The sequence below is a fragment of the Micromonospora halotolerans genome, from assembly GCF_032108445.1.
GTDB classification, from domain to species: Bacteria; Actinomycetota; Actinomycetes; order Mycobacteriales; family Micromonosporaceae; genus Micromonospora; species Micromonospora halotolerans.
In genome coordinates this window covers 48,024-61,587 of sequence record NZ_CP134876.1, presented here as the reverse complement: position 1 = coordinate 61,587, position 13,564 = coordinate 48,024, and the positions used below count along the sequence as shown (strand labels likewise).

Below are 13,564 nucleotides of genomic sequence, written 5' to 3'. Positions count from 1 at the left end.
AGGGGTCGCCGGTCGCTCGTGTCTGCGTGGACGTGCCGCTGCCGCACCTCGACCGCCCCTTCGACTACCTCGTCCCCGACACCCTCGACGCCGACGCCCGGCCCGGGGTGCGGGTAAAGGTCCGCTTCGCCGGGCAGCTCGTCGACGGCTGGCTGCTGGAGCGCGTCGCGGAGTCGGCGCACCCGAAGCTGGCGTACCTGGAGAAGGTGGTCTCCCCGGTGCCGGTGCTGGCGCCCGAGGTGGCCGAGCTGGCCCGCGCGGTCGCCGACCGCTACGCCGGCAGCCTCGCCGACGTGCTCCGGCTCGCCGTCCCGCCCCGGCACGCCCGGGTCGAGAAGGACGTCACGGCGACCGACGCGGCCGGCGCCGACGCCGACGCCACCCCGCCGGCCGCCGCCGATCCGCCCGTCCCGGCGTCCGCCGATGCCGCCGACCCCGCCACTCCAGCCGCCGCCGCCGGCCCTGCCCGTCCCGCCACTCCGGCGTCCGCCGAGGCCGCCGGCCCGGCCACCCCGGCGACCGTCCCCGTGCACGCCGGCCCGGACGATGCCGCCCCGGTCGACCCGCGTGGCTGGCGCGACTACCCGGCCGGGCCGGCTCTCCTGCGGGCCCTCACCGCCGGCCGGGCGCCCCGGGCCGTCTGGTCCGCGCTGCCCGGCGAGGACTGGGCCGACCGGTACGCCGACGCCGTGGCGGCCACCGTGGCCGGCGGCCGGGGCGCGGTGGTCGTGGTGGCCGACGCCCGGGACCTGGACCGGCTCGACGCCGCCCTGACCGCCGTCCTCGGGCCCGGGCGGCACGCCTGCCTCTCCGCGGCCGCCGGACCGGCCCGCCGCTACCGGGCCTTCCTCGCCGCCCGTCGCGGCGACGTACCCGTGGTGATCGGTACCCGGGCGGCCATGTTCGCCCCGGTCGAGCGGCTCGGCCTGGTCGCCGTCTGGGACGACGGGGACGACCTGCACGCCGAGCCTCGGGCGCCCTACCCGCACGCCCGGGAGGTGCTGCTCACCCGCGCCCAGCTCGGCGGGACCGCCGCCCTGGTCGGCGGCTACGCCCGCACCGCCGAGGCGCAGCTGCTGGTGGAGACCGGCTGGGCCCGTGAGGTGGTCGCCGATCGGGCGACGGTGCGGGCCCGCATGCCGGCGATCGCGCCGACCGGGGACGACCCGCACCTGGCCCGCGACCCGGGTGCCGCCTCGGCGCGGCTGCCGAGCCTGGCCTGGACCACCGCCCGCGACGCGCTCCGCGCCGACCTGCCGGTTCTGGTGCAGGTGCCCCGCCGCGGCTACCTGCCATCGGTGGCCTGCGCCGAGTGCCGGGCCCCGGCCCGCTGCCCGCACTGCGCCGGACCGCTGGGACTGCCGTCGGCCGACGGGGTGCCCGCCTGCCGCTGGTGCGGGCGGGTCGCCGCCGCGTACGCCTGCCCGGAGTGCGGCGGGCGGCGGCTGCGCGCGTCGGTCACCGGCGCCCGGCGGACCGCCGAGGAGCTGGGCCGGGCGTTTCCCGGGGTGCCGGTGCGCACCTCGGGGCGGGAGGAGGTGCTCGCGGCCGTGCCGGCCGGCGCCGGTCTGGTGATCGCCACCCCGGGCGCGGAGCCGGTGGCCGAGGGCGGCTACGGGGCGGTGCTGCTGCTCGACTCGTGGGCCCTGCTCACCCGGGCCGACCTGCGGGCCGGGGAGGAGACGCTGCGCCGCTGGCTGGCCGCCGCCGCGCTGGCCCGGCCCGGCTCGGCCGGCGGCCGGGTGGTGGTGGTCGCCGACGGCGCGCTCGCGCCCGTGCAGGCGCTGCTGCGCTGGGACTCGGCCTGGTTCGCCACCCGCGAACTGGCCGAGCGCCGCGAGCTGGGCTTCCCGCCGGCGGTGCGGATGGCCAGCGTCACCGGCGTGGCCGACGCGGTGGCCGACCTGCTGGCCGGCACCCGGCTACCGGACGGTGCCGAGGTGCTCGGCCCGGTGCCGGCCGACGAGGGGCGGGAACGGATGCTGGTCCGGGTGCCCCGGGCCCGGGCCGCCGCCCTGGCCGGTGCGCTGCACGCGGCCGCCGGGCAGCGCAGCGCCCGCAAGGCGGCGGACCCGGTCCGGCTCCAGATCGACCCGCTCAGCCTGTTCTGAGCCGGCCGACCGCCCGTGACCTGCCGCACCCGGGCCGTCGCGTACGGTCGTGAGCAGCGGTTTGTCGCACACCTCGTCCGGCAAATGGGTGGAAGACGCGTGATAGCATCGCCCGTCATGCCCAGGCGCACGACGGCTCACGGTCGCGGCGCGGCGAAGCGGGAGCGCGTCGAGCCGACGCGGATTCGATGATGTCAATCAGCCGGTGATCAGGGGTGGACCAGTCGTGACCGTTCGTCAGTCGATCGTCTTCAACGGTGACCTCGGCAGCGGCAAGAGCACCGTTTCCGTCGAGATCGCCAAGCGGCTGGGGCTGCGCCGGGTCAGCGTCGGCGACCTCTACCGCCAGATGGCCCAGGAGCGGCAGATGACCGCCCTCCAGCTCAACCTGCACGCGGAGCTGGACCAGGCCGTCGACGGCTACGTCGACCAGCTCCAGCGGGACATCGCCGCCTCCGGCGAGAGCCTCGTCATGGACTCCCGGCTGGCCTGGCACTTCTTCACCGACGCGCTCAAGGTGCACATGATCACCGAGCCGACCGAGGCGGCCCGGCGGGTGCTGGCCCGCCCGTCCGGCCCGGCGGAGAGCTACACCTCGATGGAGGAGGCCAAGGCCAAGCTCCGCGAGCGCAGCGAGAGCGAGCGCAACCGGTTCATCGTGCGCTACGGCGTCGACAAGGCCCGCCTGCGCAACTACGACCTGGTCTGCGACACCACCCGGGCCACCCCCGAGCAGGTGATCCAGCACGTGATCGACGTCTACGAGGGCCGGCTCGGCGCGGACGTGCTGCGCGACGGCCAGCCGCTGTTGCTGCTCGACCCGGCCCGGGTCTACCCGACCGAGGACATCGCCACCCTGCGCGGGTTGTGGGACTCGGAGTTCGTCGGCGAGGTGGCCGGGTCCGGCGACGAGGCCCTGGAGCCGCTGACCATCGGCTACACCGGCGAGTACTTCTTCGTGGTCGACGGCCACCGCCGGCTCAGCGCCGCCCTGCAGAGCGGCTTCCCGCTGGTCCCCGCCCGGCTGGTCGCCGAGGTCGACGAGCCGGTGGTCGGCGGGCTGAGCGCGGTCGACTTCTTCACCGCCCAGGCCCGGCCCAGCCTGATCCACGACTGGGAGGCCGCCCACGGTCTCACGCTGCCGCTGCCCGAGCACGCCCTGCTGGGCGGGGACGCGGTGCTGGCCGGGGAGCCGGGCACCGGCGCCTGACCGGCCGCGGGCGCGGCGAGGGGATCGCCCGATCCGGCGGACCGGAGCATGATGAAGGCCTCCGATGCCTGGGGAGGCCGACCGTGGATCCTGCTGACGCCCTCGCGCTGCTGATGTCACCCTCGGGGCGGGTCGACCCGTACCCGACGTACGAGCGGCTGCGCGCGCACGGCACGGTGGTCCAGGCCGGGCCGGTCTTCTACGTGGTGACCGGCTACACCGAGGCCGACGCGATCCTCCGCGACGCCCGGTTCGGGGTGATGGACGACGACCTGCGCGACCAGTTCCTGCCGGGGTGGCGGGAGAGTCCCGCGGTCCTGTCGATCTCCCGGTCGATGCTGCGCACCAACCCGCCCGACCACAGCCGGATGCGCCGGCTGGCGGCCGGCGCCTTCACGCCGCGCCGGATCGCCGTCATGCGGGACGTGGTCGAGGCGCAGGCCGACCGGCTGATCGACGGGATGCTGGCCCGAGGCCGGGACGGCGCGCCGGTCGATTTCATGGCCGAGTTCGCGTACCCGTTGCCGGTGGGGGTGATCTGCGCGCTGCTCGGGGTGCCGGCGGCCGACCGCCCGCTGTTCCGGCGCTGGGCCACCGACCTGACCGGGGTGCTGGAGCCGGAGATCACCCCCGAGGAGCTGGCCGTGGCCGACCGGGGCGCGAGCGAGCTGCGCGACTACTTCAGCGAGCTGGTCGCGGCCCGCCGGCGCGCCCCGGCCGACGACCTGACCACCGCCCTCGTGCAGGCGCACGACAACGATGGTGATCGGCTCTCCGGCGACGAGCTGCTGGCCAACCTGATCGTGCTGCTGGTCGCCGGCTTCGAGACCACCACCAACCTGCTCGGCAACGGCCTCGTGGTGCTCCTCGACCATCCCCGCGACGCGGCGGCGCTGCGCGACCACCCCGAGTTCGCGCCCGGCTACGTCGAGGAGCTGCTGCGCTACGACTCCCCGGTGCAGCTCACCTCCCGGATGAGCACCGAGCCGAGCCGGCACGGCGGCGTGGACCTGCCCGCCGGGAGCTGGCTCATCGTGATGCTCGGCGCGGCGAACCGGGACCCGGGCCGCTACCCGGAGCCGGAGCGGTTCGACCCGTGGCGCCCGCAGGTGCACCCGCTGTCCTTCGGCGCCGGCCCGCACTACTGCCTCGGCGCGGGGCTGGCCCGGCTGGAGGCGCAGGTGGCGTTCCCGCTCCTGCTGCGCCGGCTGCCCGGTCTCGCCCTGGCCGGGCGGAGCGAGCGGCGGGTCCGGCTCACCCTGCGCGGATACGCCACCCTGCCGGTCACCGTGGGTGACGAGGCGTCGCCGGTCACCGATCGCGGTACGCCGGCCGGGGCGACCGGATCGACTCCGTAGACTGGTACGGCACCACCCGTCCCAGACAAGGAGCCACTCCGCGTGACCGTCCAGCCCATCCGTCTGTTCGGCGATCCGGTGCTGCGCACGCCGGCCGACCCGGTTGTCGACTTCGACGCGGAGCTGCGCAAGCTCATCGCCGACCTGACCGACACGATGCGCGAGCAGAGCGGCGCCGGCCTGGCCGCACCGCAGCTCGGGGTGGGCCTGCGGGTGTTCACCTTCGACGTCGACGACGTCCTGGGGCACCTGGTCAACCCGGTGCTGGAGTTTCCCGACGAGGAGGAGCAGGACGGCCCGGAGGGCTGCCTGTCCATCCCGGGGCTCTACTTCGACACCAAGCGCCGGCAGAACGTCATCGCCAAGGGCTTCAACGGCTACGGCGACCCGCTGCAGATCGTCGGCACCGGCCTCATGGCCCGCTGCGTGCAGCACGAGACCGACCACCTCGACGGGGTGCTCTTCGTCGACCGGCTCGACCCGGCGGGTCGCAAGGAGGCCATGAAGGCGATCCGCCAGGCCGAGTGGTACGACGAGGCCGCCCCGCCGACCGTCAAGCTCAGCCCGCACGCCGCCGGCAACCCGTTCGGCCTGGGGCGGTGACCCGCATGCGCCTGGTCTTCGCCGGCACGCCGGCCGTCGCCGTCCCCGCTCTGGAGGCGATCGCCGCCTCCGGTCACGAGCTGCTCGCCGTGGTCACCCGCCCCGACGCGCCCGCCGGCCGGGGGAGGGGCCTGGTCCGCTCCCCGGTCGGGGCCTGGGCCGACGCGCACGGCGTCGAGGTGCTCACCCCGGCCCGGCCGCGCGAGCCCGAGTTCCTCGACCGGCTCCGCGAGCTGGCCCCGGACTGCGTGCCGGTGGTCGCGTACGGCGCGCTGGTGCCGCCGGCGGCGCTGGAGATCCCCCGGCTCGGCTGGATCAACCTGCACTTCTCGCTGCTGCCCGCCTGGCGCGGCGCGGCGCCCGTGCAGCACGCCGTGCTGCACGGCGACGAGCTGACCGGGGCCAGCGTCTTCCAGCTGGAGGAGGGGCTCGACACCGGCCCGGTCTACGGCACCGTCACCGATGAGGTGCGGCCGGCCGACACCTCCGGCGACCTGCTGGAGCGGCTCGCCCACTCCGGCGCCGGGCTGCTGGTCGCGGTGCTCGACGCGCTGGCGGCCGGCACCGCCCGGGCCGAGCCGCAGCCGGCCGACGGGGTCTCGCTGGCGCCGAAGCTGACCGTCGAGGACGCCCGCGTCCGCTGGGCCGACCCGGCCTTCGCGGTCGACCGGCGGATCCGCGCCTGCACCCCGGCCCCCGGCCCGTGGACCACCTTCCGGGGCGACCGGGTCAAGCTCGGCCCGGTCACCGCGGTGGCCAACGGCCCGGAGCTGAAGCCCGGTGAGCTGCTGGTGGAGAAGTCGCGGGTGCTGGCCGGCACGGGCACCGTCCCGGTGCAGCTCGGCGAGGTGCGCGCGGCCGGCAAGAAGGCCATGTCGGCCGGCGACTGGGCGCGCGGCGCCCGGGTCGCGGCCGGCGAGGTGCTCGCGTGACCGGGCCGTCCGAGTCCGCCGGCGCTCCCCGCGGTGGCCGCTCCGACGACGCCGGGCGGTTCACCGGCGGTGAGCGGTCCCGGGACCGTGGCCGCCCGGAGCATGGCGAGCGTCCGGGCCGCCGGGGCGACGGCCCGCCACGCGAGGGGCGCTTCGGCGCCGACCGGCGCGGTGGCGCCCGGCGTCCGGTCCGGCCGGCCGTCGACCTGCCCCGGCAGGTCGCGTTCGAGGCGATCGCGGCGGTGCACCGGGACGACGCGTACGCCAACCTGGTGCTGCCGGCCATGCTCCGCGAGGAGGGGCTCACCGGCCGGGACGCGGCCTTCGCCACCGAGCTGACCTACGGCACGCTCCGCCACACCGGCACCCTGGACGCGATCATCACCGACGCGGCCGGCCGGGACGTGCAGCGGATCGACCCGCCGGTGCGGGACGCGCTGCGGCTCGGGACGTACCAGCTCCTGCACACGCGGGTGCCGGCGCACGCGGCCGTGTCGTCCACCGTGGACCTGGTGCGGACCGTGGGGCCCGGGGCCACCGGCTTCGCCAACGCGGTGCTCCGCGAGGTGGCGAGCCGCGACGTCGACGGCTGGGTGGCGAAGCTCGCCCCGTCCGAGGAGACCGACCCGATCGGCCACCTCGCGCTGGCGTACAGCCATCCGCAGTGGATCGTGCGGGCCTTCGCCGAGGCGCTCGGCGGCGACCTGCGCGAGACGGCCCGCCTGCTCATCGAGGACAACGAGCGCCCGCCGGTGCACCTGTGCGCCCGGCCCGGGTTGGCCGACCCGGTGGCGCTGGCCGACGAGGTCGGCGGGGCGCCCGGCGCCTTCTCGCCGTATGCCGTCTACCTCTCCGGCGGCGCGCCGGGTGAGCTGGCGGCGGTCACCGAGGGGCGCGCGCACGTCCAGGACGAGGGCTCCCAGCTGGTGGCGAACGCCCTCGCGGTGGCGCCGCTGGACGGCCCGGACGGCCGCTGGCTCGACCTGTGTGCCGGCCCCGGCGGCAAGGCCGGCCTGCTCGGCGCCCTGGCCGCGGAGCGTGGCGCACGGCTCACCGCGGTCGAGGTGGCCGAGCACCGGGCCCGGCTGGTCGCCCAGGCCACCCGGGGCCTGCCGGTGGCCGTGGTGCACACCGACGGGCGCACGGTCGGTGCCGATCCGAAGCTGCCGGAGGGGCACTTCGACCGGGTGCTGGTGGACGCCCCCTGCACCGGCCTCGGCTCGCTGCGCCGCCGGCCGGAGTCGCGCTGGCGCCGCCAGCCGTCGGACCTGCCGCCGCTGACCCGGTTGCAGCGGGAGCTGCTCACCGCCGCGCTGCGCGCGGTCCGGCCCGGTGGCCTGGTCGCGTACGTGACCTGCTCGCCGCACACCGTGGAGACGCACGTGACGGTGACCGAGGCATCCCGCCGGTGCGGCTTCCCGGTCGACTTCGTCGACGCCCGCCCGCTGCTGCCCGCCGGCATGCCGGGGCTGGGCGACGGCCCCACGGTCCAGTTGTGGCCGCAGCGGCACGGCACGGACGCGATGTTCCTGGCGGTGCTGCGCCGGGGCTGAGGGCGGGCCCGGTCGACGGGCCGAATGTCCACAGGTGAACACATAAGCGGGACCGGCGACGCCGGTCCCGCTTTGTGTCATGTGACAGCACCGTTGACTCTTACATCGATACATGTAACTGTTCCGATCAGTTCGACCCCGAGGTTCCCACCGGGGCCCACGGGTCGCGCCACCCCCGCCAGCACGTCCCGCCGACCCCCACGAGGAGTCACCATGAGACGCAGAACGCCGACCGCGGGCCTCGCGCTCGCCCTCTTCGCCGCCGTGACGGCGACCCTGGCCGCCCCCGCACCGGCCGGCGCCACCCCGATCAGCGCCGCCCCCGCGCTCGCCGCCGCCGCGCCGGACATCTCGGTGACCAACGTCCAGGCCCACCTCACCCAGCTCAACAGCATCGCGAGCAGCAACGGGGGCAACCGGCGGGCCGGCTCGGCCGGCTACACCGCCTCGGTCGCCTACGTGAAGGGCAAGCTCCAGGCCGCCGGCTACACGGTCTCCGAGCAGGTCTGCACCACCTGCACCTACCGGTCGAACAACCTGATCGCCGAGTGGCCGCAGGGCCCCGCCGACCAGGTGGTCATGTTCGGCGCCCACCTGGACAGCGTCTCCGCCGGCCCGGGCATCAACGACAACGGCTCCGGCTCGGCCACCCTCCTGGAGAACGCGCTGGTCCTGGCGAGCCAGAACCCGAGCATGACGAAGCGCGTGCGGTTCGCCTGGTGGACCGACGAGGAGCAGGGCCTCAACGGCTCGGAGTTCTACGTCAACTCGCTCACCGCCACCCAGAAGAGCGCCATCAAGGGCTACTACAACTTCGACATGGTCGGCTCGACCAACGGCGGCTACTTCATCAACCGGCTCACCTCCACGACGGCGGCGCCGCTGAAGGCGTACTGGGACTCGCTGAACCTCCAGCCGGAGGAGAACGTCGAGGGCCAGGGCCGCTCCGACGACTACTCCTTCCAGCAGGCCGGCATCCCGACCTCCGGGTACGCCGCCGGCGCCAGCGCCCGCAAGACCAGCGCCCAGGCGAGCAAGTGGGGCGGCACGGCCAACTCGGCGTACGACTCCTGCTACCACCGCTCCTGCGACACCACGGCCAACGTCAGCGCCACGGTGCTCAACCGCAGCGCCGACGGTGTGGCGTACGCGATCTGGCAGCTCGCGGTCGGCGGCGGCACCCCGACCAACGACTTCTCCGTCGCGGTGAGCCCCACCTCCGGCAGCGTCGCCCGGGGCGGTTCCACCACCGCGACGGTCGGCACCGCCACCACCAGCGGCAGCGCTCAGACGGTGAGCCTGTCGGCCACGGGCGCCCCCAGCGGGGTGACGGTGAGCTTCAGCCCGTCCTCGGTCACCTCGGGGGGCTCGGCCACCATGACGGTCAGCGCCTCCGCGACGGCGACCACCGGCACCTTCACCATCACGGTCACCGGCACCGGCTCGGTCACCCGCACCACCGGCTGGACCCTCAGGGTGACCGGCACCGGCGGCTGCGCCGGCGGGCAGCTCATCGGCAACAGCAGCTTCGAGTCGGGCAGCACGCCGTGGACGGCCAGCTCGGGCGTCATCACGAACTCGTCGAGCCAGGCGGCCCGGACCGGCTCCTACAAGGCGTGGCTGGACGGCTACGGCAGCACCCACACCGACACGCTGTCGCAGTCGGTGAGCATCCCGGCCGGGTGCGCCAGCTACACGCTGTCCTTCTGGCTGCACATCGACACCGCGGAGACCACCACGAGCACCGCGTACGACAAGCTGACCGTGCAGGTCGGCACGGCCACGCTGGCCACGTACTCGAACCTCAACGCGGCCAGCGGCTACGCCCAGCGCAGCTTCAACCTGGCGGCGTACGCCGGGCAGGCCGTCACGCTGAAGTGGACCGGGGTGGAGGACTCCTCGCTCCAGACCAGCTTCGTCGTCGACGACGTGACGCTCCAGGTCGGCTGAGCGACCCGCACGGGGTGGGCCCGCGGGCCCACCCCGTGCCCGCTCAGGTGACCGGCAGGGCCTTGCTGCCGCCGCCCTTGAGGGAGCGGGTCAGCGTCCGGTCCGAGACCCAGAGGAAGCACTGCACACCCCGGTCGCCGTCCTGCCACTCCTCCTCGTAGGGGTGGTAGATGATCGTGCCGGCCCGGTAGACCATGTCGCTGTTGTTCGGCACCTTCACGTACTTCGCGATCAGCCCGCGGCAGCCCTTGTGCGCCCGCAGCGTGGTGCGCTGGAACTCGGCGTAGCTGAGGTCGGGGAACCGGTAGACCCCGACGAACTCGGCGTGGTGCTTGGCGGTGCAGGCGACCGGCCGCATCTCCTCCACCTCGTCCTTGCTGAGCTTCGGGTTGAAGCAGCCCAGCGCCAGCGGCGAGCCCGCCTTCAGGGCGTTGCGCAGGCTGCCGCGGCGCGCGATGACGCTGCCGTCGTCCAGGCTGGCCACCTCGGAGGCGTCGCAGCGGAACCAGCGGGCCCCACCGGTCCAGGCCAGGGTCGAGGGGAAGACCACCGACAGCCGCAGCCGCCCCGAGCGCCACTCGGCGCCGACCGCCTTGTTGACCTGGGTGGCGCACTCGGCGTGCGCGGTCCGGGCGCCGGACGACCCGGCCCGCGGGGGAGCGCCGCGCCCGGCGTCCGGGCCGGTCAGGGTGCCCACGTACAGCGTCTCGGCGCGGTGCGCGGCGGCGCAGTCGACCGGGTTCCAGCCGCTGAGGTAGCCGACGTCCTGGACGGTGGGGTGGCAGGCTCCGGCCTGGGGCACGAAGGCCGCCGGGGCGCCGAAGGCGGGCCAGTCGTCGGCCAGGTCGCGGTCGACCCCGGCCGGCGCGCCGCAGCCGCCGAGCGCCAACACCGCCGTGACACCCACGGCGAGCGCCGCCCACCATCGCCGCATCCCGACCGACCTCCCCGTCGTCCGTGGTCGCCCGACCGGCGCGGAGCACCGGGTACGCCTCGGCGGTGCAGCATACGACACCGGGGGCTCAGCTGACGGGTAGTCCCTCCGGGCCGGCCCCGCGCATCGACCGGGTCAGCTTCCGGTCGTCGCTCCACAGGAAACAGCGCACCCCCCGGTCGCCCTCCTCCCACTCGCGCTGCGACGGCGGGTAGAAGATGGAACCGGCCCGGTAGGGCAGGTCGGCGTTGTTCGGCACCGCGGCGAACGCGGCGATCAGCGCCATGCAGCGGCGGTGCACCTGCGCGGCGGACCGGTTGAAGTCCGCCCAGCTCATGTCGCGTTCCTCGAAGACGCCCACGAACTCGGCCCGGTGCGGCTCGGTGCAGAGCACCGGGGCCATGTAGTTCAGGTTCTCGCCGATCAGCTTCGGGTCGAAACAGCGGTGCACCAGCGGGCTGTCGCCCACCATGGCGCCCCGCAGGCTGCCCGCCCGGTTGACGGGCCGGGTGTTGTCGATGCTGTCGGTCTCGGCCAGGTCGCAGCGGAACCAGCGGGCCCCGCTCACCCAGGCGGTCACCGGGGGCAGCGCGATGTTCAGGGTGAGGCGGGCCGAGTGCCAGTCCCCGCCGATCACCTCCCGGGCCCGCTGGTCGCACTCGGCGCGGGCGGCGCGCAGCCCGGGCGAGCCCGGCTCCGGCCGCGGGCCCTGCGCCGCCGGTCCGGTGAAGGTGCCGACGTGCACCGTCTCGGCCAGATGGCTGCCCGCACAGTCGACCGTCTCGTAGGTGGCGGCGTGCACCACGGGGGTGAGCCGGGGCAGGCAGGCCTCCGTGGCGGGAACGAAGAGGCGCGGCGCCGGCAGCGCGGCCCAGTCGTCGGTGAGGTCCCCGTCGGCCCGGTGCGGTGGGACACAGCCGGTCAGGACCACCGTCGCCGTGCCGGCCAGCGCCAGCGCCAGGAGCCACCGTCGCATCGTCCGCCCTTCCCGGGAGATGACAGCCGGTCGCCGCGGTCCGTGCGGTGTTCCGCGCGACCGGGCGTGCAGCATATGTGACAGTCCCTGTAGGAGTTTCGTCCTGTTTCGATCGTTCGGCCAGTCGCGGATGACTTTTCGTACCGACTTTCCGCGCCCGGCCGGCCGATTCTGCACGCCGGGTCACGACCGGGTCACAGCGGGCTGCCGGCGGAGCCGCGCTGCGGACGCCGGGTGACCGCCTTCGTACACTGGCGCGGTGACCGTACCGCCGCTGATCATCGCGCCCAGCATCCTGGCCGCCGACTTCGCCCGCCTCGCCGACGAGGTCCGCGCCGTCGAGCACGCCGCGGACTGGTTGCACGTGGACGTCATGGACAACCACTTCGTGCCCAACCTGACCATCGGGCTGCCGGTGGTGCAGAGCCTGCGGGCGGCCACCCAGCTTCCCTTCGACGTGCACCTCATGATCGAGGATCCGCGCCGCTGGGCGCCCGGATACGCCGACGCAGGGGCGTACAACGTGACGTTCCACGCCGAGGCGTGCGACGACCCGGTGGCGCTGGCCAAGGACCTGCGCTCGGCCGGTGCGAAGGCGGGGCTGGCGATCGACCGGGACACCCCGATCGAGCCGTACCTGGACCTGCTGCCGAGCTTCGACACGCTGCTGATCATGACGATCAAGGCCGGCTTCGGCGGCCAGCGGTTCATCCCCCAGCTGCTCGACAAGGTGCGCGCCGCCCGGCGGCACGTCGCCAGCGGCCACCTGGAGCTGCGCATCGAGGTGGACGGCGGGATCGCCGCGGACACCATCGAGCAGGCCGCCGCGGCGGGCGCCGACGCCTTCGTGGCCGGCACCGCGGTCTACGGTGCCGACGACCCGGCCGAGGCGGTCCGCCGGCTGCGCGGTCTGGCGGAACGCGCGACGACCGGGGCCTGAGGTGGACCCGGCCGGCGACCGACCCGACGTGATCCTGGTCGTCGACGACGACGAGGACATCGCCCGCTTCGTCGAGTTCAACCTGCGGTTGCACGGCTTCGAGGTGCTGCACGCCGGCGACGGCCAGGAGGCCCTGGAGGTCATCGAGCGGCACCGGCCGGACCTGGCCGTGGTCGACCTCATGATGCCGCGGATCGACGGGCTGGAGCTGACCCGCCGGCTGCGCGCCGACCCGATGACCTCGGCCCTCCCGGTGATCATGCTGACCGCCAAGGGGATGACCTCCGACAAGGTCAACGGCCTCAGCGCGGGCGCCGACGACTACCTGGTCAAGCCCTTCGACACCGCCGAGCTGGTCGCCCGGGTCAGCTCCACGCTGCGCCGCAACAAGGAGTTCCGGGAGGTCTCCCCGCTGACCGGGCTGCCCGGCAACAGCCGGATCCGGCGGGAGATCAGCGACCGGGTGCGCAGCGGCGTCGACTACGCCGTCGGCTACATCGACATCGACCGCTTCAAGAGCGTCAACGACCGCTACGGCTTCGTCCGAGGCGACGAGTTCATCTCGGCGCTGGCCCGCAGCCTGCACCGGGCGGTGGTCTCGATCGGCCTCCCGCCGGCCTTCCTCGGCCACGTCGGCGGCGACGACTTCGTCATCGTGTGCACCCCGTCCCAGGTCCGGCCGCTGACCAGCCGGGCCGTGGTCGACTTCGAGAAGGCCGCCGACGCGCTCTACGACCCGACCGACCGGGAGCGCGGCTTCGTCGAGCTGAAGGACCGGCGGGGCAACATCCGCCGGGCCGCCCTGGTGACCCTCTCGATCGGGGTCTCCCTCTCCGACGCGGGCAAACGCTTCACGGATCCCCTGGAGGCGATCGCCGTGGCCTCCGAGATGAAGACGGTCGCCAAGAGCCAACCCGGGTCGTACGTCGCGGTCGACCGCCGCCGGGGCGTGACGTGACGAACCGTCCCCCGTTGTGAGGTAGCTCGCGTCTGTGGC

11 protein-coding genes are annotated in these 13,564 nt (G+C 74.8%); 9 read left to right on the top strand and 2 right to left on the bottom strand.

The genetic code is table 11. From position 1 onward, the window contains the following. The first annotated feature begins 26 nt into the window (after window positions 1–26). The 7 genes from RMN56_RS00305 to RMN56_RS00275 all read left to right on the top strand — a co-directional run bounded on the left by RMN56_RS00305 (window position 27) and on the right by RMN56_RS00275 (window position 9,717). Window positions 27–2,111, top strand: coding sequence for a primosomal protein N' (locus RMN56_RS00305; RefSeq protein ID WP_376787255.1), 2,085 nt, complete (start codon window positions 27–29; stop codon window positions 2,109–2,111). 226 nt (window positions 2,112–2,337) lie between these two features. Then, window positions 2,338–3,321 (top strand): AAA family ATPase, encoded by a 984-nt coding sequence (locus RMN56_RS00300; protein WP_313721767.1) that lies wholly within the window; start codon window positions 2,338–2,340, stop codon window positions 3,319–3,321. Window positions 3,322–3,434: 113 nt separating this feature from the next. Then, entirely contained in the window at window positions 3,435–4,679 is a 1,245-nt protein-coding gene (locus RMN56_RS00295; protein WP_376787301.1) for a cytochrome P450, read from the top strand. A 42-nt stretch (window positions 4,680–4,721) separates the two neighbouring features. Beyond that, window positions 4,722–5,282, top strand: a complete 561-nt coding sequence (def, locus tag RMN56_RS00290; protein WP_091263792.1) for a peptide deformylase — start codon at window positions 4,722–4,724, stop codon at window positions 5,280–5,282. 5 nt (window positions 5,283–5,287) lie between these two features. Next, complete coding sequence (gene fmt / locus RMN56_RS00285; RefSeq protein ID WP_313724615.1) at window positions 5,288–6,214, top strand: methionyl-tRNA formyltransferase; 927 nt, start codon at window positions 5,288–5,290, stop codon at window positions 6,212–6,214. Continuing rightward, window positions 6,211–7,767, top strand: a complete 1,557-nt coding sequence (locus RMN56_RS00280) for an RsmB/NOP family class I SAM-dependent RNA methyltransferase (protein WP_313721764.1) — start codon at window positions 6,211–6,213, stop codon at window positions 7,765–7,767. The genes fmt and RMN56_RS00280 overlap by 4 nt, the downstream gene beginning before the upstream one ends. Before the next feature lie 213 nt (window positions 7,768–7,980). After that, window positions 7,981–9,717 carry a M28 family peptidase gene (locus tag RMN56_RS00275; RefSeq protein WP_313721763.1) on the top strand — a complete coding sequence of 579 codons (1,737 nt, stop codon included), beginning with the start codon at window positions 7,981–7,983 and terminating at the stop codon, window positions 9,715–9,717. A gap of 43 nt (window positions 9,718–9,760) precedes the next feature. Here RMN56_RS00275 and RMN56_RS00270 read toward each other — a convergent pair whose 3' ends face one another. Beyond that, window positions 9,761–10,651, bottom strand: coding sequence for a septum formation family protein (locus RMN56_RS00270; RefSeq protein WP_313721762.1), 891 nt, complete (start codon window positions 10,649–10,651; stop codon window positions 9,761–9,763). An 88-nt stretch (window positions 10,652–10,739) separates the two neighbouring features. After that, window positions 10,740–11,627, bottom strand: a complete 888-nt coding sequence (locus tag RMN56_RS00265) for a septum formation family protein (protein WP_313721761.1) — start codon at window positions 11,625–11,627, stop codon at window positions 10,740–10,742. 259 nt (window positions 11,628–11,886) lie between these two features. Between RMN56_RS00265 and rpe the strand changes: the two genes are divergently transcribed. Then, window positions 11,887–12,567 (top strand): ribulose-phosphate 3-epimerase, encoded by a 681-nt coding sequence (gene rpe, locus RMN56_RS00260; RefSeq protein ID WP_313721760.1) that lies wholly within the window; start codon window positions 11,887–11,889, stop codon window positions 12,565–12,567. After that, entirely contained in the window at window positions 12,497–13,525 is a 1,029-nt protein-coding gene (locus tag RMN56_RS00255) for a GGDEF domain-containing response regulator (protein WP_313721759.1), read from the top strand. Before rpe ends, RMN56_RS00255 begins: the two co-directional genes overlap by 71 nt. Window positions 13,526–13,564: the final 39 nt, after the last annotated feature.

Bases quoted from the DNA above. Each gene is read 5' to 3' on its own strand.
- RMN56_RS00265 (WP_313721761.1), bottom strand. From the start codon at position 11,627: ATGCGACGGTGGCTCCTGGCGCTGGCGCTGGCCGGCACGGCGACGGTG.
- RMN56_RS00295 (WP_376787301.1), top strand. From the start codon at position 3,435: ATGTCACCCTCGGGGCGGGTCGACCCGTACCCGACGTACGAGCGGCTG.
- RMN56_RS00275 (WP_313721763.1), top strand. From the start codon at position 7,981: ATGAGACGCAGAACGCCGACCGCGGGCCTCGCGCTCGCCCTCTTCGCC.
- fmt (WP_313724615.1), top strand. From the start codon at position 5,288: ATGCGCCTGGTCTTCGCCGGCACGCCGGCCGTCGCCGTCCCCGCTCTG.
- RMN56_RS00270 (WP_313721762.1), bottom strand. From the start codon at position 10,651: ATGCGGCGATGGTGGGCGGCGCTCGCCGTGGGTGTCACGGCGGTGTTG.